The organism is Rugamonas apoptosis (assembly GCF_014042355.1).
GTDB lineage: Bacteria > Pseudomonadota > Gammaproteobacteria > Burkholderiales > Burkholderiaceae_D > Rugamonas > Rugamonas apoptosis.
Genome location: NZ_JACEZU010000012.1, coordinates 198,338 through 220,340 on the forward strand (window position 1 = coordinate 198,338; position 22,003 = coordinate 220,340).

Sequence of the window (22,003 nt, forward strand, 5' to 3'; positions counted from 1 at the left end):
TTCCACCGCATTGATCTGACAGCTCAGCTATGACGTTGTTGAACGGTTTCGACACTGGAGCGACCCCGGGCGCGTGCGCCGGCGCGTCCGCGCGCGCGCGCCGGCGCCTGCTGCTGGCGGCGCTGGGCGTGGCCTGGCTGGTGCCGGCCGTGGCCCAGTCGCCGGCGGGCGCGCTGGAACGCCAGGTCAAGGCCGCCTACCTGTACAAATTCGCCGGCTTCGTCGAGTGGCCCGACGGCAGCTTCGCCCGGCCCGACAGCCCGCTGGTGATCGGGGTGGCCGGCGCCGACGCGCTGGCCGACCAGCTGGAACTGACGGTGGCCGGGCGCAACGCGGGCGGCCATCCGCTGCAAGTGAAGCGGGTGCGCAAGGGCGAACCGCTGGCTGGGGTCCACATCCTGTTCATGGGCGCCATGGACAAGGCCCAGGCGCAGGACTTGCTGGCCGCCAGCCAGAGCCAGTCGGTGCTGACCGTGTCCGACAGCGAGGAAGCCCACGCGCTGGGCAGCATCATCCATTTCGTGATCGCCGATGACAAGCTGCGCTTCGAAGTGGCGCTCAAGCAGGCGCTCGCCGCGCGCATCAAGATCAGCGCGCGCATGCTGTCGGCCGCCTACCGCGTGCAGGGGGCCATATGAAACCGGCCCGCAGCCTGCGCCGGAAACTGCTGGGAGTGGTGCTGCTGACCACGCTGGCGGCGCTGCTGGTGTCGGTGGGCACCATCATCGCGTACGACCTGCGGTCCTATCACCGCACCATCCTGGCCGACATGAGCACCCAGTCCGAACTGATCGGCCACATGACGTCGGCCGCGCTGGCCTTCGACGACCAGCGCCTGGCCACGGAAAACCTGGCCCTGTTGCGGCTGCGGCCCAAGATCAACGCGGGCGCCATCTACAACGCGCGCGGCCAGTTGTTCGCCAACTACGTGGCGCCGGGCCAGGAGGGCGACTTCCCGCGCCAGGCCGCCAACGAGGATAGCGCCCGCTTCGAGCAGGGCAAGCTGATCCTGTTCAAGCGCATCGTCGACAATGGCGAGCTGCTGGGCACCGTCTACCTGCGCGCCGACTACGAAATGGTGGGCCGCATCGTCGACTACCTGGTGATCGCGCTGGGCGTGACGGCGCTGGCCATGCTGATCGCCTGGCTGGTCATGGGACGCCTGAACCACGTGATCACCCAGCCCATCCTCGACATCGCCGGCATCGCGCGCGAGGTGGTGGAGACGGGCGACTATTCGCGCCGCGCGCGCAAGCTGTCGGATGACGAGGTGGCGCAACTGGTCGATTCCTTCAACCGCATGCTGAGCGAGATCGAGGCCCGCACCCAGGCGCTGGAATTGTCCAACCACGAGCTGGAACGCGAGGCCGGCCAGCGCAGTTTCGCGCAGCAGGAAGTGATGCGGCTGAACGAGGAGCTGGAGCAGCGCGTGCATGAGCGCACCTTGCAGCTGGAGGCGGCCAACGCCGAACTGGAACGGGCCATGGCGGAGGCGCGCGACGCCAACCAGGCCAAGACAGCCTTCCTGTCGTCCATGAGCCATGAGCTGCGCACGCCGCTCAACGCCATCCTCGGCTTCGCCCAGATCCTCACCTCCGACAAGCTGCCCTCGACCCTGCCGCAGAAAAAGGAGTTCGCCAGCCACATCCTCAAGTCCGGCCGCCACCTGCTGACCCTGATCAACGAGATCCTCGACCTGGCCAAGATCGAATCGGGCGCCGTGGCGTTGTCGCTGGAGCCGGTGGCGCTGGACGACATCCTGCAGGAATGCCATACCATGACGGAACCGCTGGCGACCCAGCGCAATATCCGGCTGCTGTTCCCGGCCCACTGCCATGCCACCGTGCAGGCCGACCGCACCCGCCTCAAGCAGGTCGCGCTCAACCTGCTGTCGAACGCCATCAAGTACAACCGCGACGGCGGCGCCGTGGTGGTCGATTGCAGCATGACGGCGGCCGACCGCTTGCGCGTGTCGGTGCAGGACACGGGCCTGGGCTTGCTGCCGGAGCAGCTGGCCCTGCTGTTCCAGCCGTTCAACCGGCTCGGCCAGGAGGCCGGCGCGGAGGAGGGCACCGGCATCGGCCTGGTGGTGACCAAGCGCCTCGTCGAACTGATGGGCGGCGCCATCGGCGTGTCCAGCAGCGCCGGCGTGGGCAGCACGTTCTGGATCGAGCTGCAAGCGACCGAACCGCTGCCGTCGCCGCTGGAGGACGAGGCGGCCCGCGCGCTGGCCGGCGTGCCGGCCGGCGCCGAGGCATTGGGCCAGGCCACGCTGCTGTACGTGGAGGACAATCCGGCCAACTTGAAACTGGTGGAGGAAATCCTGCGCTACCGGCCCGACCTGCGGCTGCTGTCGGCGCCGGACGGCCACCTGGGCCTGGAACTGGCGCGCGCCCACTTGCCGGACCTGATCCTGATGGACATCCACCTGCCCTGCGTGAGCGGCTTCGACGCGCTGCAGTTGCTGCGCGCCGACCCGGCCACGGCCCACATCCCGGTGATCGCGCTGACGGCCAACGCCATGCCGCGCGATGTGGAGAAGGGATTGGCGCTGGGCTTTTTCCGTTACCTCGTCAAACCCATCAACATCGATGAATTCACCGAGGCGATCAACGCCACGCTGGCCCACCTGGCCAGCCGGCGCGCCCTGGCCAAAGCGGCGGTGCGCACATGATCAGACCAGAAGATATCCTGCGGGCGAAAATCCTCATCGTGGACGACCAGCCGGTCAACATCCAGCTGCTCGAATTCCTGCTCTCGAGCAGCGGCTACCAGGCCGTCAGCGCCACCGGCGACCCCACCGTGGTGGCCGGCTGGCATGGGCAGCACCACTACGACCTGATCATCCTCGACCTGCACATGCCGCACATGAGCGGCTTCGACGTGATGGAGGCGCTCAAGCCGCTGGAGACGGAAGCCTACCTGCCGGTGCTGGTGGTGACGGCCGAGCCGGACAAGAAGCTGGCGGCGCTGGAGGCGGGCGCGCGCGACTTCGTCAGCAAGCCGTTCGACCCGGTGGAAGTGCTGACCCGCATCCGCAACATGCTGGAAGTGCGGCTGCTGCACCGCGAGGCGCGCGACTACAACGTCCGCCTGGAGCAGACCGTGCGCGAGCGCACCGCCGAGTTGCAGCGGTTCCGCAGCGCCATGGATGCCACCGCCGACGCCATCTTCCTGCTCGACGCCCACAGCCTGGATTTGTTGGACGTGAACGAGGGCGCCTGCCGCATGCTCGGCTACGAGCGGGCCGCGCTGCTAGCGCAAACGCCGCAGCGGCTGGCGCTGGGCGCGCCGGAGATGCTGCGCGAGCAGGCCGCGCTGCTGGCCGGCCGGCTCGACGAGCAGGCGGCGCTGGACTGCGCGGCCGCGCGGGCGCCGGAACTGGCCGAGATCGAACTGGCGCGCCAGGACCAGGCCAAGGTGCCGGTCGAGATCTACTGGCAGTTGCGGCCCGGCGCCGCGCCGGGCCAGCCGCCCGTGCTGCTGGGGGTGGCGCGCGACATCAGCGAACGCCGCCAGGCCCAGGAACGGCTGCGCCACATGGCCCGCTATGACAGCCTGACGGGCCTGCCCAACCGCAGCCTGTTCTTCCAGACCCTGGCCGAATCGATCGAGCTGGCGCAGGACAAGGAATGGCGCATCGTGGTGCTGTTCATCGCGCTGGACCGCTTCAAGAACATCAACGATTCGCTCGGTGCGGCATCGGGCGACGAACTGCTGCGCCAGTTCAGCAACCGGCTGGTGCAGTGCGTACGGATCCGCGACACCGTGGGCCGGCTGGGCGGCGACGAGTTCGGCCTGATCCTGACCATGACGCGCGACCAGCAGGATGCCGTGTATGTGGCCAACGAAGTGCGCGAAGCGTTGCGCGCGCCGTTCGACCTGGGCGGCCACCGGCCAACGCTGACGGCCAGCATCGGCATCGCCATGTACCCGGATGACGCCACCGACCCGGAAACCCTGGTCAACTACGCCGATACGGCCATGAGCCGGGCCAAGGAGGCGGGGCGCGACGGCTACCGCTTCTTCACGGCCGGCATGAACGTGCAGGTGCTGGCGCGGCTGGACCTGGAGATGGCGCTGCGGCGCGCGCTCGACAACGACGAGCTGGTGCTGTACTACCAGCCCAAGGTCAACCTGCACACGGGCGCCATCAGCGGCGCGGAAGCCTTGCTGCGCTGGCAGCGGCCCGGCTACGGCCTGGTGTTCCCGGCCGAATTCGTGCCGGTGCTGGAGGATACGGGGCTGATCGTGCGGGTGGGGGCGTGGATCATCGACACGGCCTGCCGCCAGATCGCGGCCTGGGCCCGGGCCGGGGTGGGCGCCGTGCACGTGGCCGTCAACGTGTCGAGCCGCCAGTTCGTCGAGGGCGACCTGGAACAGGAAGTGCGCACGGCGCTGGAGCGCTACAAGGTGCCGCCCGAACTGCTGGAACTGGAATTGACGGAGACGGCCCTGATGTCGAACGCCGAGCGCACCATCGTGGTGCTGGCCAGCCTCAAGGAACTGGGGGTGCAGGTGGCGATCGACGATTTCGGCACCGGCTATTCCAGCCTGGCCTATCTGCAGCGCTTCCCGATCGACAAGCTCAAGATCGACATCGCCTTCGTGCGCGACATCACCACCAATCCCAACGACGCGGCCATTGCGCTGGCCATCATCAGCATGGCGCACAGCCTCAAGCTGCGGGTGATCGCGGAAGGGGTGGAAACCCGGCCCCAACTGGAATACCTGCGCCGCAACCGCTGCGACGAGATGCAGGGCTTCTTCTTCAGCCGCCCGCTGCCGGCCGCCGAGATGGGCGCGCTGGTGGAGGCGGGCAAGGGCGTGCCACCGGAGGAGGGCGGGCGCGACACGCCGCCCCAGACCCTGCTGATCGTGGACGACGACGTCAACGTGCTGTCCTCGCTGCACCGGCTGTTCCGGCGCGACGGCTACCAGATTCTCACGGCCGAGTCGCCGGCCGAAGGGTTCCAGTTGCTGGCGCTGCACCCGGTGCAGGTGATCCTGTGCGACCAGCGCATGCCCATCATGAGCGGCACGGAATTTCTCAGCAAGGTCAAGGAGATGTACCCGGACACGATACGCATCATCCTGTCCGGCTACACGGGGCTGGAGGCGGTGCTCGATTCCATCAACCGGGGCGCCATCTACCGCTTCTACACCAAGCCGTGGGACGACACCCAGCTGCGCGACAATATCCGGCTGGCGTTCCACCACTACTGGCTGATGCACGGCAGCGGCCGCCGCGTGGGGCTGCCGGACGAGGATCACACTGCCCTGTGACGGCCGGCTCGTCGCTCAGCTGGTGAAGTGGTCGAAGCTGCTCAGTTTGAGGTCGAGCGCATGGCCGCCGGCATCGACCAGCCGCAGGCCGGGGGCAGCCTCGATCCGGCCGACCCGGGTCACGGGCGTGGCCACGCTGCCGGCCGCCGCCAGCACGGCGGCGCGGGCGCTGGCCGGGGCCGTGAAGCACAGTTCGTAATCGTCGCCGCCGGCGGCCGTGTAGGCGCGGCGCAGGGCCGTGTCGCGCGTGGCCAGCACGTCGCCGGCCGGCAGCGCGTCCACGTCCAGCGTGGCGCCCACCCGCGAGCGGGCCAGGATGTGGCCCAGGTCGCCCACCAGGCCGTCGGAAATGTCGATCGCCGCGTGCGCCAGGCGCTGGCGGGCCAGCAACATGCCCAGTTCCACCCGCGGCGTGGGCGCGTGCATGCGCACGGCGGCCGCGCGCAGGCTCGCCTCGTCCAGCGGCACTTCATTCAGGTAGCCGGCCAGCGCCAGGCGGGCGTCGCCCAGGGTGCCGGAGATCCAGATGTCGTCGCCCGGCTGGGCCGCGTCGCGCCGCAGCGCGTGGCCCGGCTGCAGTTCGCCGAACACGGTGATGCAGATGTTGCGCGGGCCCTTGGTGGTGTCACCGCCGATCAGTTCGCACGCGTGGGCGTCGGCCAGCGCGAACAGGCCGGACGAGAAGCCGTGCAGCCAGTCCCGTTCGGCCGCCGGCAGCGCCAGCGCCAAGGTGCAGGCCACGGGCCGCGCGCCCATGGCCGCCAGGTCCGACAGGTTGACGGCCAGGCTTTTGTGGCCTAATTGATACGGTTCGGCGCCGGCGAAGAAGTGGCGGCCCTCGACCAGCATGTCGGACGAGATGGCCATCTGCATGCCGGGCGTGGGCGTGAGCAGCGCGCAATCGTCGCCGATGCCCAGCGTGGCGCGGGCCGGACGGTCGCGGTTGAAATAGTGTTTGATCAGGTCGAATTCAGAGAGCATGGTGCTATTGTACCGAAGCGGAAAGGGCGGCGGCGCGGGGCGATTGATACAAATTGATATGCAATTTCCGTTGCCTGCGTGTCATTTATCTACAAAATGGTTATAACACTTGGTGAAAATACCTACTTAATTGAAAGAATGGGTCTGATAAAATCGGAAGCTTTCCGATCGAACATACAGGAAGGCAGCACAGCATGGATTCGTCATCTGATCAAAAAGAGGAACTTCGCCAACAACTGCGCCTTGCCGCACTTGAGTATCACGAGATACCACGCCCCGGCAAAATCAGCGTCACCCCCACCAAGCAACTGACCAACCAGCGCGACCTGGCGCTGGCGTATTCGCCCGGGGTGGCGGCGCCCTGCGAAGAGATCGTTGTCGATCCGGCCAACGCCTACAAGTACACGGCGCGCGGCAACCTGGTGGCCGTGATCACCAACGGCACCGCCGTGCTGGGCCTGGGCAACATCGGCCCGCTGGCCGCCAAGCCGGTGATGGAAGGCAAAGGCGTGCTGTTCAAGAAGTTCGCCGGCATCGACGTGTTCGATATCGAGATCAACGAATCCGACCCCGACAAGCTGTGCGACATCATCGCCTCGCTGGAGCCGACCTTCGGCGGCGTCAACCTGGAAGACATCAAGGCGCCCGAGTGCTTCTACATCGAACGCCAGCTGCGCGACCGCATGAAGATTCCCGTGTTCCACGATGACCAGCACGGTACCGCCATCATCGTCGGCGCGGCCATCCTCAACGGCATCAAGGTGGTGGGCAAGGACATCAAGGATTGCAAACTGGTGGTGTCGGGCGCCGGCGCGGCCGCGCTGGCCTGCCTGGACCTGATCGTGGATCTGGGTTTCCCACTGGAAAATATCTTCGTCACCGACCTGGCCGGCGTGGTCTACAAGGGCCGCACCGAGCTGATGGACCCGGACAAGGAACGTTTCGCGCGCGACACCACGGCCCGTACCCTGGCCGAAGTGATTCCTGGCGCCGACATCTTCCTCGGCGTGTCGGCCGGCGGCGTGCTGAAACAGGACATGGTGCGCCAGATGGCGGCCAAGCCTTTGATCCTGGCACTGGCCAACCCGTCGCCGGAAATCCTGCCGGAAGACGTCAAGGCAGTGCGTGACGACGCCGTGATCTGCACCGGCCGTTCGGACTATCCGAACCAGGTCAACAACGTGCTGTGCTTCCCCTACATCTTCCGTGGCGCGCTCGATTGCGGCGCCACCACCATCACCCGTGAGATGGAGATCGCCGTGGTGCACGCCATCGCCGAGCTGGCGCACGCCGAGCAGAGCGACATCGTGGCCACTACCTACGGCATCAGCAACCTGTCGTTCGGCCCCGAGTACCTGATCCCGATGCCGTTCGATCCGCGCCTGCTGATCCAGATCGCCCCGGCCGTGGCCAAGGCGGCCGAGCAGTCCGGCGTGGCCACCCGTCCGATCAAGGACTTGCAAGCCTACGCCGACAGCCTGCAGCAATTCGTGTACCGCAGCGGCACCTTCATGAAGCCGCTGTTCCAGGTCGCCAAGAACACCCACGCCGACCTCAAGCGCATCGTCTACGCCGAAGGTGAAGAGGAGCGCATCCTGCGCGCCGTGCAGGTGGTGGTCGACGAACGCCTGGCCCGTCCTATCCTGGTGGGCCGTCCGGCCGTGCTGGAAACGCGCATCCAGAAGTTCGGCCTGCGCCTCAAGCAGGGCGTGCACTTCGACGTGATCAACCCCGATTTCGATGCCCGCTACCGCGATTACTGGAAGGCGTATTACGAGCTGACGGCGCGCAAGGGCGTGACCGAGGAATACGCCAAGCTGGAAATGCGCCGCCGCCACACCCTGATCGGCGCCATGATGATCGCCAAGGGCGACGCCGACGGCATGATCTGCGGCACCTTCGGCACCACCGACCTGCACTTGAAGTACATCGACCAGGTGCTGGGCAAGCGGGCCGGCGCCAAGGTGTATGCGGCCATGAACGTGCTGATCCTGCCGGAACGCCAGCTGGTGATGGTCGACACCCACGTCAACGAGAACCCCACGGCTGCGCAACTGGCCGAGATCACCATCATGGCGGCCGACGAGATGGTGCGCTTCGGCCTGTCGCCACGGGCGGCGCTGCTGTCGCACTCGAACTTCGGCTCGTCCAACAGCGAGTCGGCGCAGAAGATGCGGGCCGCGCTGGCCATCATCAAGGAACAGGCGCCGGAACTGGAAGTGGATGGCGAGATGCACGGCGACACGGCGCTCGACTCCAAGCTGCGCGCCAAGATCATGCCCGGCTCCAACCTGGCGCATGACGCCAACCTGCTGGTCATGCCCAATATCGACGCCGCCAACATCGCCTACAACCTGGTCAAGACGGCGGCCGGCAACGGCATCGCCGTGGGCCCGATCCTGCTCGGTTGCGCCCGTCCGGTGCACATCCTCACGCCGTCGGCCACGGTGCGCCGTATCGTCAACATGACGGCCCTGTGCGTGGTGGACGCGGTGGCGGAACGCAAGAACTGATCCGGTCCCGACTGACACACCGGGGTCAGGTCATGCTGGATTGCATGACCTGACCCCGGTGTTGTTTTTTGCGCCATGATGATGGGGGCGGACTGGTTGTTGATGCAAATCAAACAATGGCTGCTGGGTTCTTAAAAATTGCCTTGTAACAATATGTAAGTGTTGTAATCGCCATAATTGGTGAGAAGTGCGTCACTAGCGCTCTGCTACAATACCGGGTTGTTCGAGGGCGCAACGCGTCCTCCCGCCATTCCCAGCATCGGATTCAACTATCATGCAAAAAATGAAGAAAGCGCTCATCACGGGCATCACCGGCCAGGACGGCGCCTATCTGGCAGAATTGTTGCTGGAGAAGGGCTATGAAGTCACGGGCACCTATCGCCGCACCAGTTCCGTCAATTTCTGGCGTATCGAGGAACTGGGCATCGCCGCCCACCCCAATCTCAAGCTGGTGGAGTACGACCTGACCGACCTCGGCTCCAGCATCCGCCTGATGCAGAACGCGGCGCCGGACGAGGTGTACAACCTGGCCGCGCAAAGCTTTGTCGGCGTGTCGTTCGAGCAGCCCGTGACGACGGCCGAGATCACCGGCATCGGCCCCGTCAACCTGCTGGAAGCGATCCGCATCGTCAACCCCAAGATCCGTTTCTACCAGGCGTCGACTTCGGAAATGTTCGGCAAGGTGCAAGCCATCCCGCAAAAGGAAGACACCCCGTTCTACCCGCGCAGCCCGTATGGCGTGGCCAAGCTGTATGCGCACTGGATGACGGTCAACTACCGCGAATCGTACGGCATCTTCGGCAGCTCGGGCATCCTGTTCAACCACGAGTCGCCGCTGCGCGGCCGTGAATTCGTCACCCGCAAGATCACCGACGCGGTGGCCAAGATCAAGCTGGGCAAGCTCGACGTGCTGGAACTGGGCAACCTGGACGCCAAGCGCGACTGGGGCTATGCCAAGGAATATGTGGAAGGCATGTGGCGCATCCTGCAGGCCGACCAGCCGGGCACCTATGTGCTGGCCACCAACCGTACCGAGACCGTGCGCGATTTCGTCACCATGGCGTTCAAGGCGATCGACGTGGCCATCGAATGGCAGGGCACGGCCGACCAGGAGACGGGCCACTGCAGCCGCACCGGCACGGTGCTGGTACGGGTCAGCCCGAAATTCTACCGTCCGGCCGAAGTGGAGCTGCTGATCGGCGACCCGGCCAAGGCCGTCACGGAACTGGGCTGGAAACCCCGGACCACGCTGGAACAGCTGTGCCAGATGATGGTCGAGGCCGACCTGCGCCGCAACGCGGCCGGCTTCTCGTTCTAAGCGCGCGCCATGGCGACCGCACCGCTGGCCCTGATGGCCCCCGCGCAGGAGGGCGCCGGCAAGCGCGCCCTGGTCACCGGCCTGGCCGGCTTCACGGGGCGCTACCTGGAGCGCGAGCTGCGCGCGGCCGGCTATGAAGTGCACGGCAGCACCACGCCCGGCCACCCGGCCGCCCCCGGTCTGTACCCGGTCGACCTGACCGACCGCGCCGCCGTGGCGGCCATGGTGCAGCAAGTGCGGCCCGATGTGGTGGCCCACCTGGCCGGCATCGCCTTCGTCGGCCATGCCGACGTCGAGCAGTTCTACCGCGTCAACGTGGTGGGCACACGCCACCTGCTGGAAGCGCTGGCGGGGCTGGAGCGCAAGCCGTCGGCCGTGCTGCTGGCGTCCAGCGCCAATATTTATGGCAACACCAGCGTGCCCGTCATCGGCGAGGACGTGGCGGCCGCGCCGGCCAACGATTACGCCGTCAGCAAGCTGGCGATGGAATACATGGCCCGCCTGTGGCAGGACAAGCTGCCCCTGATCGTCACCCGGCCGTTCAATTACACGGGTGTGGGCCAGCACGAGAACTTCCTGCTGCCCAAGATCGTCGGCCATTTCCGCCGCCGCGCCGCCGACATCGAGCTGGGCAACCTGCACGTGTGGCGCGATTTTTCCGACGTGCGCATGGTGGCGGCCAGCTACCGCGCGCTGCTGGCGGCCGCGCCGGCCGGCCAGACGTTCAATATCTGCTCCGGCCGCGCCCACTCGCTGGGCGAGGTGCTGGACATGATGGCCGGCATCGCCGGCTACCGCATCAACGTGCATGTCAACCCGGCCTTCGTGCGCGCCAACGAGGTGGAGCGCCTGACGGGCGACAACAGCCGCCTGGCCGCCGTGGTGGGCGCGCTGGCGCCGCCGCCGCTGGCCGACACGCTGCGCTGGATGTACGCGGGGTGAGTGCGCCGCGCATCGGCCTGTCCGCCACCTCAGTTGAACCTGCCCTGACGGACGGCCACCTGGATGGCATGGGCCGCTACACCCAGGCCCTGCTGGACGAACTGCCGGCCGCCGGCTGCGCCGTGCGGCCGCTGTCGTTCGCGCCGCCCGGCTTGCCCGAATCCCTGCGTGTGGGCCGCGCCTTGCCGCTGTCGTACGCGCTGGCCTCGGTCGGCGACCTGATCCTGCCGGCCAGCGCGCGGCTGGCCGTGCGCGATGCGGGCCATGATGGCCAGCCGCTGGACCTGTTCCATGCCACCGACCACCGCATCGTGCGCATGGATTGCCCGGTGGTGGCGACCTTGCACGACGCCCTGCCCATCGCTCATCCCGCATGGTGTGCGCCGCGCCGGCGCCGCCTGCAAAACTGGCTGCTGGTGAAGGCGGTGCGCAAGGCCGACCATGTGATCGCCCTGTCGCGGCACGCCGTGCCGGAACTGGTGCGCGCCTACGGCATCGCCGAGGGCCGCGTCAGCGTGGTGCAGCACGGTGTGGCGCCAGCCTGGTTCGAGGCGCCGCCGGCGGACGCGGTGGCGGCCACGCTGGAACGCCACAGCCTGCGGCCCGGCTACTTCCTGTGCGTGGCCACGCTGGAGCCGCGCAAGAACCTTGAACATTTGCTGCAAGCCTACCTGGCCCTGCCGCCCGTGGTGCGCGCGGCGCGCCAGCTGCTGATCGTGGGCCAGGCCGGCTGGGATAGCGCGCAGCTGGTGCGGCGCATCGCCGCGGCCCACCAGCAAGGCGAGCAGGTGCTGTGGCTGGCCAGCGTGGCGGAACAGCCTGAACTGCATCAGCTGTACGCCGGCGCCGGCGCCTTCGTGCTGCCGGCGCTGCATGCGCGCGCCGGCCTGGCCATGCTGGAAGCGCTGGCCGCCGGCCTGCCGGTACTGTGCGCGGCCGGCGGCGTGCTGGCCGAGCTGGCCGAGGGCGCCGCGCTGGAAGCGGACCCGCGGTCGCTGCCGGAATGGACGGCCGCCCTGCACAGCATCGTGCGCGACGAGGCGCTGCGGGCACGCTGCGTGGCGGCCGGCCAGCGCCGCGCGCTGCGGGCGACCCGGGCCGAGATGGCGCGCCGCACACTGGCCGTCTACCAATCCATCCTTACTCAGTGACGCGCGAGCGTCCCCTCCCCCATGCGCGTGCTTCATTTTTACAAGACCTATTACCCCGACAGCTGGGGCGGCATCGAACAGGTGATCCGCCAACTGTGCGTGGGCACCGGCAAGCTGGGCGTGCGCAACGAGGTGCTGACGCTCACGCGCCAGCCCGAGCCGGCCGAGCTGGCGCTGGAAGGCCACCTGGTGCACCGGGTGCCGCTCGATTTCGAGATCGCCTCCACCGGCTTCTCGCTGGCCGCCATCCGTCAGCTGGCGCGGCTGGCGCGCCAGGCCGACGTGATCCATTACCACTTCCCGTGGCCGTTCATGGACCTGGCCCACTTCCTGGCCCGGATCGACAAGCCCAGCGTGGTGACCTACCACTCGGACATCGTGCGCCAGAGGCATCTGCTGCGCCTGTACACCCCGCTCAAGCAGCGTTTCCTGCGCAGCGTGGACGCAATCGTGGCCACCTCGCCCAACTACCTGGCGTCCTCGCCCGTGCTGACCCGCTACCAGCACAAGACCCGCACCATCACCTATGGCCTGGACCAGGCCATCTATCCGGAACCGGCCCAGGCCACGCGCGACAAGTGGCGCGCCCTGTGCGGCGAGCGCTTCTTCCTGTTCGTGGGCGTGCTGCGCTACTACAAGGGCTTGCACATCCTGCTCGACGCCATGGCCAGCGTGGATTACCCGGTGGTGATCGTGGGCGCCGGCCCCATCGAGGAGGAACTCAAGGCCCACGCCGCCCGCCTGGGCCTGCACCACGTGCTGTTCGTGGGGGCGCTGGAGGAGGAGGACAAGGTGGCGCTGCTGCAGTTGTGCTACGCGATGGTGTTCCCGTCCCACTTGCGCTCGGAAGCGTTCGGCATCTCGCTGCTGGAGGGCGCCATGTACGGCAAACCCATGATTTCGAGCGAGATCGGCACCGGCACCACTTACATCAACATCGACCAGGACACGGGGCTGGTGGTGCCGCCCAACGATCCGGCCGCGTTCGGGGCCGCCATGCGCACCCTGTGGGAGCAGCCGGAACTGGCCGCCGCCATGGGCCGGCGCGCCGCCGCCCGCTACCACGCGCTGTTTACGGCCGAGCGCATGGCCGCCAGCTACGCGGCCTTGTACCGCGACGTGGTGGCGGCGCGCGCGCGCTGATTTTTCACCGCCGTTTGATCTGGCGCAAACCACGGCGCCGGGCGGACGCTACCATGGCGCTGGACTCTCTGCCCCCGTTGCCGGTCCGTAATACCGGTCGGGCCAGTGATTGACGGTTTCATGCGACGCAACGACGGCGCGGGTGGCGAGAGTTCACCACGGCGGCGCCGTTTCCGCCGGCGAGCGCGCCGCCGCTGATCGACAGCAATTCTTCCCCTCCGTACAATAGGATGGCCAGCGCCACGCCGCTGGTGCTGCAACGTGTTCCCGCCAGACCATTCGTGCGCCACGGAAATTTAATTTCCGCTACGCTTGATTATTTGCCATCACAAGGAGAACAACATGCCCCATCCATTCAAGAAGCTGTGCGTCCATGCCGCCATGATTGCCTTTGTCAGCGTGGGCATCGCCCAACCGGCCCAGGCCGCCCTCGTCGGCACCCAGCAAGTGGTGGCCGCCGCCAACGCCGAGCAGGCGCGCGCCAGCCTGGCCGCCACTCTCAATCGTGCCGACGTACAAGCCGAGTTGCAGCGTTACCACATCGACCCGGCCGAAGCCCAGGCCCGCATCGCCGCCTTGAGCGACGCTGAAGTGGCATCGGTGGCGCATCAGGTCGACAGCCTGCCGGCCGGCGGCGACGGCATCGTGGGGGCGCTGGTGTTCATCTTCGTGCTGTTGCTGGTGACCGACATCCTGGGCCTGACCAAGGTGTTCCCGTTCACCCGTCATCGTTGATGGCGGCACGGCGCGCGCGCCGGGGCCGGCTGTGGCCGGTCCTGCTGCTGGCGGCCCTGTCGCTGGCCGGCTGCGCCAGCCAGACGGCGGCGCTGCGTGCGGCCCCGCCGGCCGGTCTGGCGCCCCGGCTGGAACTGGCGGGCACGCCGTTTTTCGCCCAGGAACGTTACCAGTGCGGCCCGGCCGCGCTGGCCATGGCGCTGGGCGCGGCCGGCATCGCCGTCGCGCCCGAAGCGCTGGTGCCGCAAGTCTACCTGCCCGCACGCGAAGGCAGCCTGCAAGTGGAGATGCTGGCCGCCGCCCGCCGCCATGGTGCGCTGGGCGTGACCATCGCGCCGCGGCTGGACGCGCTGCTGGCCGAATTGCGCGCCGGCCATCCGGTGCTGGTGCTGCAGAACCTGAGCCTGCCCATCTTCCCCCGCTGGCATTACGCCGTCGTGACCGGCTACGACCTGGCGCAGGGCGACATCGTGCTCCATTCCGGTACCACGGAACACATGGTGATGGCCATGTCGACCTTCGAACATACCTGGGCCCGCAGCGGCTACTGGGCCATGGTGGCGCTGGCGCCAGGGCAGTTGCCTGAGACGAGTGAGCAGCACAGCGTGCTCGACGCGCTGGTGGCCTGGGAGCGCAACGGCCAGCCGGCCGCCGTGCGGCAAAGCTATGCGGCCGCCGACCGCCGCTGGCCCAACGTGCTGGGCTTGCAACTGGGGCTGGGCAACACGGCGTATGCGGCGGGCGACCGGGCCGGCGCAGCCGATGCCTTCCGCCGCGCCACGCTGGCCCATCCGGACAGCGCGCCGGCCTTCAACAACCTGGCCTTTGTGCTGAGCGAGCTGGGCGACTATGGCGCGGCCCGCGCGGCGGCCACCCGCGCGCTGGCGCTCGGCGGCCCGTGGCGCGCCGAGGCCCAGGCCACGCTGGAGACGATCGAACGGGCCGAGCGCGGGCGGCCGTAGCGGCTCAGGGGCACAACGCCATCCCCGGCTGATAGCCCAAGGTTTCCGCTTTCACCACCATGGTGGCGGTGGGCAGATTGACGCTGAAGCTGTACAGCGAGGTCAGCGACCGATAGGGGATGGGATCGCAGCTGCTCTCGTCCGTGCCGGTGGCGCACAGGCGCACCCGCACAAACCGCACGCAGTTGCCAGCGTTCTGGTCCGTTTCGCAATTGAGGCGGTTGCGCGCGGGGCACGCCGGCAGGTTGGCGGTCGGGATCGCCTGCAGGGTCTGGGCGCCGTTGGCGTCGCGCGCCAGCGAAAAATAGTCGATCCGGATGTGCTGGTCGGTCACGGGGGCACCCCAGGCCAGTGGGCCGGGCGTCGTGCGGAACACCGCGTTTTGCCGCAGCAAGTCCTTCGCCGCCTGATCGGCCACGTCGGTGTTGGCGGCCGCGGTCGCGGCGCGCCGGCTCACTTCGCGCAGGGTGTTCCACATGTAGATGGCGCGCGACAGGTCGATGGTGAAAAACAGCAGCATGAAGAACAGGATCGCCACCAGCGCGAATTCGACCGCCGCCACGCCCGTCTGGCGTGCTGTGCCGGGCTGGCGCCGGCGCGCCGGTGATGATTCAAATGCCCACATAGCGCATCGTCACGCCGGCGGTCAGCGACAAGCCATCATATCCGGTGACTTGCAGGGTGAGTTCCTGGAAAATGTCGTCAAATAAATACATGTGTACCAGCGCCACGACGTTGGCGGGCGGACCGCCACCGTCGCAATCGAGGTTATTATTGCAGCGGATGGCGACGGTTGGGGCAGACGGTCCAGGATTGAGATCGGCCAGTTCCATAGCCGCGATCGCTTTGGCGACCGCCACCTCGCTGTTGGCTCTGGGGGTGCTGCTCAGCGCGATCGGTGGCACGGACGCCATATAGCGCGCCGCGTCGCGCGCCGCTTGCTGGGCCGCGCCATAATGGAAGAACGCGCGTCCATACAGCAGCAGAAACGCCAGCAGCCCCACCATGTAAGGCAGGATAAGGGCGAACTCGATCGCGGCGATGCCCCGCTGGCGCGCCGCCGCCTGGTACTGGTATCGTGTGTTCATTTGCTGAGCTCCATTTGGCCCGCCAGTGATTGTTCCGGCACCACGCCGGCGAACTCGGCGCTGATACTGGTCGCCGTGGCCGGTACCGTCATGAAAAATTTCCCGATACCGAGCACGGTGGCCAAGGTGGGGGTGCCGGTGGCGACCGGACAGGATAACAAGGGGAGGTTCAATACCCGGCGCCCGCGCGAACCCGGCCTGTTGGCCGTTGACGGGGCCAGGAAATTCACGCCGTTGGCCGCCATAAAGGGCGGTTGCGTGGGATAGCTGATGGCGACCGGATTGCCGGGATAAAGTGTCGCCCAGGTAGCGCTGGCGAAGGTGGTATAGCCGGCCGTCGGTTCCGGCACGCCCGCCGTATAGGCGGCAAACGGCACCGCCTTGGCATAAGCCCATAACGGTCCGTAATTGGTGGCGGTGCCGGTGGCGGGCACGGGGTCGGCGACGGTCCACAGCTTGGTGCCGGCGGTCGTCGCCGAGGCGGCGCTCTGGCCTATGCGGGCGGTGCTCATCCATGGGATGGCCGCGAACTGGTAGGACTTGATATTGGCATCGGGCGGCGCTGAATTAGGGCTGCACAGGCCGCCCGGGTACTGGTCGAAACGGGAGTTGAGCTGCTGGAACAGCGAGGCCAGCGGAAAGGGACTTTGCACGGTGAGTTGCGCGCCGGTCACCCGCGTCATCGGCATGGCGCCGGTGCAGACGAAAGGGCCGACCACGGACGGGGCCACATTGGCCGCCGACCCCAGCGTGCCGAGCGCATCGATGGGGTCGACCACGAAATTGACCGGCGTCACGCCATTCGGATTGAGCTGCATCAGATCGTAGGCGACGCCACGGCGAAAACCGAATTCGACCAGTTCCACGTTGCCGCCACCGTTGTTGCGCGCGGCGGCCGGCGCGGCCGACAGCGCGCAAATGGCCAGCGGCGCCACGCGGATGGTCGAGCGTCCAGCGATTGCCCGTCCGTAGGTGGTGGCCGTCATACTGCCGGTCAGAAATTGCAAGAACACGGCGTTGACGGTGCCCATGGTGGAGGCGAATGCTGACGTGTCCACTTTGACGAACAACAAGCCGTCCGGCGCCGCCTGGGCGGACGCGGCGTCGAGCCATGCGCCGTCCGGGGCCGTGGCTGAGGCCGCGAATTTGATCGCCGTCTCCGACCAGTCCACGGCCGCGTTATTGTATCGATACCGCATGCTGGCCGCTTCCGTCGCCGCTTGCGCCAGCGCGGCGCTGACACCGGCCTGGGTGCCGTTGAGCGAACGGGCGGCGGCCAGGGCAACGCTCTCGGCCAGGGTCTGCAGTTCCTCGCGCCGGTTATAGATCTGGGCCAGATCCAGCGCCATGCCCATGAACCCCAGCACCACCATGGTCAGCAGCGCGAACATGATCAGGACGGCGCCGCGCTGGGGCGCCCGCCGGCCGTCCGGGCACGGCCGTGGCGGGCCGCCGCGGGCGCTGTGCCGGCTGTCATTGCTCCATGTCGCGACGTGTGCCATGGCTTGCCCTTGCTGTCCTCGTGAGGCGGGCGATTCCAGGTAGAAAATGCGCGCCCGCCGGTCGATTCTATCCGTGCGGAAATTGTGGCAATTGAGGGGGAACAAACGGAACGGGAAGCGGGGAGGGGGCAACGCCTGGCCGGAAAACAAAAAACCCGCGTAGCGGTCGGCTAAGCGGGTTTCGATACAGCGTAGTACTTGTTCCTGGTGCTCGGGCCGGAATCACACTCCCTATGAGAACAACGCCAAAAACGTCAAAAAGTCCATCACAGGTCCATCACATTGTAAATGTGTTCCACGGTTCGATTCACAATTGTGAATCGCAATTGGAAGCGTACCAAATAGGCAACATTTCAGACGATATCAGCTTCCTCGATGAGCCTCCCGGGCAACAGTAAAGAAGTCTCTTTCCCGCTGCGTAAATCTTAACAGCGCTCAAGCACTATCATCGCCCTTTACCATCTGACAATTACTAAATAGACTACACCTCTGGCAGGTCAGCCTTCGCCCCACGGCAGACATGAGAGACTCAGGGCCGACGTAGCCATCGGCCCATTTTATTGGGTACAGTTGCAACCGACGCGATACTTATCCAACGACATGCACCAATAACGCAGCTTTACAGCGTAGCAGGTTCTCAATTCCCCCGGTCAGATAGAATTGATTCAACCTTGCTACTTATTGAGCCAAAATCGTAACGAAGAAATCCCCTCTCATTTCCTTTAAACATCCACGCCGTTTCAAACGGAAGCGGCAGCGCCCTAATGGCCTCAATTTCTGAAAACGCCTTGCGCACTTGATCTTTCGAAGCAGGATCCGGCAAATTCTCAATGATCAAAAGTGCCCGCTTTTTTCTACCCTCAATCACCTCCGTATCAGGCAGTCCCTCAAATTGCTTAAGGGGCTCTCCTTTAAGTTTAACCACATTTTCCTTTGTATCACCTACTGAAACCCCATCGATTTTTCCAGAAAAAGGAGCATCAAATCGAAGTGATAATACATTTTTCGAGGCGTCAAGAAATATGTAAATACCATACTCAGTGAGGTGATAATTATAATACGTACCCCCAGGAGTCGCCTTTTCATACATCTGAGGCTCATAATTAATTTTGTAGTGTTCCTTAACTGTTAAAATCGAATCACCTTTTTTAATTGGGCAATTTCGAAAATAATCAACTTCCGCCGATGCGACAGGAGAAAAGCCCGCAGTCAAAAAAAGTATATATACAAAACATAAAATTCCATCGTTAAAAAAATCCTTAAAGCTCTTTATTTTATTCATAACATCCTTTCAAAGCACCTTCGTACTGCTTGCCCACACTAAACGAAAAAGGTCGCGCTACACTTTTAAAATGCCAACCATCAGCTCTGGCTGTTATCGCCCCAAAGCGGAATTCGCAATTCCGGCCTTGAAATGAAATTACATCACAAAAAATCATCTTCCAATATTTCAGACATAAGAATAGACCTTCACTTTGCCAGTATCACCATAGACCGCCACTATAAGCTAACCATATTTATAATACCTCTTCTATCAAGCCATATTTATTTTTGCAAAAAAATTATATAAATGAGATTTAATAAAATTTGAATTCCTATTTTTAAATATCTATCACTAAGATAAGCGTCTCGCTATGTTATGTTTAGATTTCCAACTACAGGAAAGTGTCGGCTGCGAAAAGTCAAGTGATTAGAGAGATTTTATTAAATGCGAACCCATGCCGCATCGTAGAGATCGGCTTTTAACCGTCCAAGCCATTCATTTTTGTAGTCTTTGTATGAAAACTGTAATGCCTGATCCTCAGTCAACGTCCATCCCGATGGGGAAAGTATCTTGGCATTCGCTTCTGCCAAACGTTCTGGACTGTAATAAAGCAAAATGTCTTGAAATCGGCGTAGTGACATCAAGTTCAAAGTCAGCCTTTCCTCAATTAGAAAAGTCGAAATAGAATTTTTTATACTAGCAGACTTGATATGCCCAGCTGGGATAGATTGAATGCTTACCCCGTTCAGGTCTAGTGAGCCACCAATAGGACCAATAGCTTCACGATTGCGCAAATATTGCTCTACATCCCATTCATAGCGAATGAGCTCACCATCTTCGAATGGATGCAGGTGTTCTTCTTCATAAAAATCTGCCGTAGTCTTAAGGGAGCTATTACAGCTATGGCAGCTTGGAATTAGATTGTAGAGCGACAACCCCAAAAATGGATATTGTGCTTTTGGGTAAAAATGATCTAAGGTCGGCCGAAAGGCTTGAGTGTCTGATTCGCGATAGACGGTTAATGCACCAGCTTGTTGACAATAGGGGCACATTTGATACATGGATGATGCACAAAGCTGGAATGCATTCCATCCTTTTTTATCCTTATCAGAAAATTTCCCATAATTGAAGATTTTCTTGCAGTCTTCCAAAAACTCTTGGTACGTCGCATGACACGCCGAACTCGTCATGTCTTTGACACTTTTGATAATTAATCGAAGCTGTTTTGGCTCAGCGATTGCGAAATGATTTCTATGTTTTTTAATTAACACATCAAGATAGGAACCCGGCGCAACAATAGCCTTATCAATGATATCAGAAACATACTCATCATGAGTACGCAGGACGTCGGCATGCCAGATGTCTTGTATATTAATTAGCATTGGCTTGAGCAGTAAGATCTATAGTTTCGAGAATTCGCTGTATGTGTTGCTTGATAACTGGATCGTCAATCATATCTAGGTGGTATTGATTGATAGGAACTCCCTTTTCAATGTCCGCTAACAACTTTCGAATAGTACGCGTGGCGAACGCCCCCAATGTGCCTGCCCCTCCAACACTTCGCACGATCCTATCTAAAGGCGCGCCAAACGACATCATTTCATTGGGCGCTGTCTTGTTGTTCGGCTGGTCTGTGGTCGGAGACAACTTATGGATGCAATCCTTAGGGAAGTCCGACATTAGAACAGGAGAATGGGTCGCCATCACGATTTGTATACAATCGAAGCGCTGTTTCCAGAATTTTTCGATAGTCAAATCCAGAAAATTCACATATTGCTGTTGCCATTCTAGATGAAGAAACACGTCGCCCTCATCAATTAATAAAACGAGATTGCGTATCGATTTATCAAGAGAGATGTCATCGATTTTGCGCTTTAATCGAGCAAACTGGTCTAGAAGTGCCGCGGCACCCGAGCTTGCTCCTGCGAGTGATAGCTGTGCAATGCCATTAAGATTTAGTTTTGATAATTTCTCCCATTGCGTGACGTTTAATCTGTAATGTTTTCCTTTGAAGTCCGGTCGCCCTAAGACTTTGTGAATTTCCCGTAGTTGCTGGAGAGCATGGTTAAATCGTTCTTCTGCTTTGGGCTGGGCTTTATTCCCATCAGCCAAGATAACAGGTAAGCCAAGCCGAGTGAGGAGATCAATTCTCACATCTTTGGTCAACCGCTGCTCCTGGGTGACTCTGTGTACAGCGCGCATTCTTAACAAAGCCTCCTCTCCCAAGAGTTCTTCCATCGATGCCAGCAACTGGTTCCGTAGCAATATTTCTTCGTTAAGGATAGATCTATATTCCTCGGAATTGAACATATCTTCGAAGGTAATATTATTATCTCTTCGCATTTTTGACAACTCTGTTCGACGGGTAGTGATTTTATTTTCGAGTTCCACTAGTGACGCGATCCAATCAGCACCAAGCTTGTACTTCTCTCTCCTATATATATATGGACGAAAGATTAAGTCTTTGACGAAGCTGAATACCTTTTCGAAGGAGGTGAGAGTAAGCGTTGGACTTGGCGACAGATTAAATTCCTTCGCTAAATCAGTCGCAGTTTTAACCTCTGGGAGGACATGACCTCGAGTACTTTTCGGATGCACAGCGGAAAAATGTTTTGTATCACCAGGCAGATCAATTATGTACGGAATTGCAGTAAAATAGAGAGCGAATGTTTTACGAGACTCGCCATTGGCACTCCAATCAATTTCGACTTCTGGCGTCTCGTATCGCGCAATCGCCTTCCCTAATGAGAGGAGTGTTTGAGTTTTACCACTTCCATTTGGTCCAACTAACAGCGTCATCGAATTAGCAGAAAAAATATTTAGATTGGGGTCTTTTTGAACTGAAGACGGGATAAGAGAGTATACGCGATTGTCGATGGCAAATGATCGAATCATTATAGTAAGAGGGCCCGGTGGTTAAATTCAAGATGATGCAGCTTTTGCCATTTTTTGTATTTAGATTACATGTCTAATTAAATACATGACGAGTTTTGTTAAACTTACGAAGTGGCAGCTTGTGGCCGAACGCGGCCCACAACAATGGAAATCCGGCTTAATTGTTGAAAAGAGGTGGCGGCAACTTTGAAGCATCGACGGTGGGAATCGGCTCCCAGGTGAT

17 protein-coding genes are annotated in these 22,003 nt (G+C 62.7%); 10 read left to right on the forward strand and 7 right to left on the reverse strand.

The window, feature by feature from the left end:
* Nucleotides 1-29 precede the first annotated feature (29 nt).
* Genes H3H39_RS22340 through H3H39_RS22350 form a run of 3 tightly spaced genes read left to right on the forward strand, consistent with a single transcriptional unit; the run spans nucleotide 30 to nucleotide 5,286 of the window.
* Nucleotides 30-638 (forward strand): TOL_0243 family YfiR-like periplasmic protein, encoded by a 609-nt coding sequence (locus tag H3H39_RS22340; protein WP_182156581.1) that lies wholly within the window; start codon nucleotides 30-32, stop codon nucleotides 636-638.
* On the forward strand, nucleotides 635-2,674 hold the full coding sequence (locus tag H3H39_RS22345; RefSeq protein WP_182156582.1) for a sensor histidine kinase, YfiR-like protein-associated: 2,040 nt from the start codon (nucleotides 635-637) through the stop codon (nucleotides 2,672-2,674). The genes H3H39_RS22340 and H3H39_RS22345 overlap by 4 nt, the downstream gene beginning before the upstream one ends.
* Nucleotides 2,671-5,286: an EAL domain-containing protein gene (locus H3H39_RS22350; protein WP_182156583.1), complete on the forward strand. Its 2,616-nt coding sequence runs from the start codon at nucleotides 2,671-2,673 to the stop codon at nucleotides 5,284-5,286. The genes H3H39_RS22345 and H3H39_RS22350 overlap by 4 nt, the downstream gene beginning before the upstream one ends.
* Nucleotides 5,287-5,301: 15 nt before the next feature.
* On the opposite strand, the gene thiL is transcribed toward H3H39_RS22350, so the two are convergent.
* Nucleotides 5,302-6,267, reverse strand: coding sequence for a thiamine-phosphate kinase (thiL, locus tag H3H39_RS22355; RefSeq protein ID WP_182156584.1), 966 nt, complete (start codon nucleotides 6,265-6,267; stop codon nucleotides 5,302-5,304).
* Between the two features lie 194 nt (nucleotides 6,268-6,461).
* On the opposite strand from thiL, the gene H3H39_RS22360 reads away from it, so the two are divergent.
* The 7 genes from H3H39_RS22360 (at nucleotide 6,462) to H3H39_RS22390 (ending at nucleotide 15,031) form a co-directional block, all read left to right on the forward strand.
* The gene (locus H3H39_RS22360) at nucleotides 6,462-8,780 is read left to right on the forward strand and encodes an NADP-dependent malic enzyme (RefSeq protein ID WP_182156585.1); all 2,319 of its coding nucleotides are present in this window, start codon (nucleotides 6,462-6,464) and stop codon (nucleotides 8,778-8,780) included.
* Between the two features lie 274 nt (nucleotides 8,781-9,054).
* Nucleotides 9,055-10,098, forward strand: coding sequence for a GDP-mannose 4,6-dehydratase (gmd, locus tag H3H39_RS22365; protein ID WP_220461635.1), 1,044 nt, complete (start codon nucleotides 9,055-9,057; stop codon nucleotides 10,096-10,098).
* A 33-nt stretch (nucleotides 10,099-10,131) separates the two neighbouring features.
* The gene (locus tag H3H39_RS22370) at nucleotides 10,132-11,040 is read left to right on the forward strand and encodes a GDP-mannose 4,6-dehydratase (protein ID WP_182156622.1); all 909 of its coding nucleotides are present in this window, start codon (nucleotides 10,132-10,134) and stop codon (nucleotides 11,038-11,040) included.
* Nucleotides 11,037-12,191: a glycosyltransferase family 4 protein gene (locus H3H39_RS22375; RefSeq protein WP_311196960.1), complete on the forward strand. Its 1,155-nt coding sequence runs from the start codon at nucleotides 11,037-11,039 to the stop codon at nucleotides 12,189-12,191. Before H3H39_RS22370 ends, H3H39_RS22375 begins: the two co-directional genes overlap by 4 nt.
* A gap of 21 nt (nucleotides 12,192-12,212) precedes the next feature.
* A complete protein-coding gene (locus H3H39_RS22380) occupies nucleotides 12,213-13,334 on the forward strand; it encodes a glycosyltransferase family 4 protein (RefSeq protein ID WP_182156586.1) in 1,122 nt (373 codons plus the stop codon).
* Between the two features lie 342 nt (nucleotides 13,335-13,676).
* Nucleotides 13,677-14,069 (forward strand): PA2779 family protein, encoded by a 393-nt coding sequence (locus tag H3H39_RS22385; protein ID WP_182156587.1) that lies wholly within the window; start codon nucleotides 13,677-13,679, stop codon nucleotides 14,067-14,069.
* Complete coding sequence (locus tag H3H39_RS22390; protein ID WP_182156588.1) at nucleotides 14,069-15,031, forward strand: PA2778 family cysteine peptidase; 963 nt, start codon at nucleotides 14,069-14,071, stop codon at nucleotides 15,029-15,031. The genes H3H39_RS22385 and H3H39_RS22390 overlap by 1 nt, the downstream gene beginning before the upstream one ends.
* 4 nt (nucleotides 15,032-15,035) lie before the next feature.
* On the opposite strand, the gene H3H39_RS22395 is transcribed toward H3H39_RS22390, so the two are convergent.
* From H3H39_RS22395 to H3H39_RS22420, 6 genes are all read right to left on the reverse strand, one after another.
* Nucleotides 15,036-15,656 (reverse strand): TadE family protein, encoded by a 621-nt coding sequence (locus tag H3H39_RS22395; protein WP_182156589.1) that lies wholly within the window; start codon nucleotides 15,654-15,656, stop codon nucleotides 15,036-15,038.
* Nucleotides 15,643-16,119 (reverse strand): TadE/TadG family type IV pilus assembly protein, encoded by a 477-nt coding sequence (locus H3H39_RS22400; RefSeq protein ID WP_182156590.1) that lies wholly within the window; start codon nucleotides 16,117-16,119, stop codon nucleotides 15,643-15,645. Before H3H39_RS22400 ends, H3H39_RS22395 begins: the two co-directional genes overlap by 14 nt.
* On the reverse strand, nucleotides 16,116-17,621 hold the full coding sequence (locus H3H39_RS22405) for a TadE/TadG family type IV pilus assembly protein (protein WP_182156591.1): 1,506 nt from the start codon (nucleotides 17,619-17,621) through the stop codon (nucleotides 16,116-16,118). The genes H3H39_RS22400 and H3H39_RS22405 overlap by 4 nt, the downstream gene beginning before the upstream one ends.
* 637 nt (nucleotides 17,622-18,258) lie before the next feature.
* Entirely contained in the window at nucleotides 18,259-18,903 is a 645-nt protein-coding gene (locus H3H39_RS22410) for a hypothetical protein (RefSeq protein WP_182156592.1), read from the reverse strand.
* A gap of 422 nt (nucleotides 18,904-19,325) precedes the next feature.
* Entirely contained in the window at nucleotides 19,326-20,267 is a 942-nt protein-coding gene (locus H3H39_RS22415) for an HNH endonuclease family protein (protein ID WP_182156593.1), read from the reverse strand.
* The gene (locus H3H39_RS22420) at nucleotides 20,257-21,684 is read right to left on the reverse strand and encodes an AAA family ATPase (RefSeq protein ID WP_182156594.1); all 1,428 of its coding nucleotides are present in this window, start codon (nucleotides 21,682-21,684) and stop codon (nucleotides 20,257-20,259) included. Before H3H39_RS22420 ends, H3H39_RS22415 begins: the two co-directional genes overlap by 11 nt.
* Nucleotides 21,685-22,003: the final 319 nt, after the last annotated feature.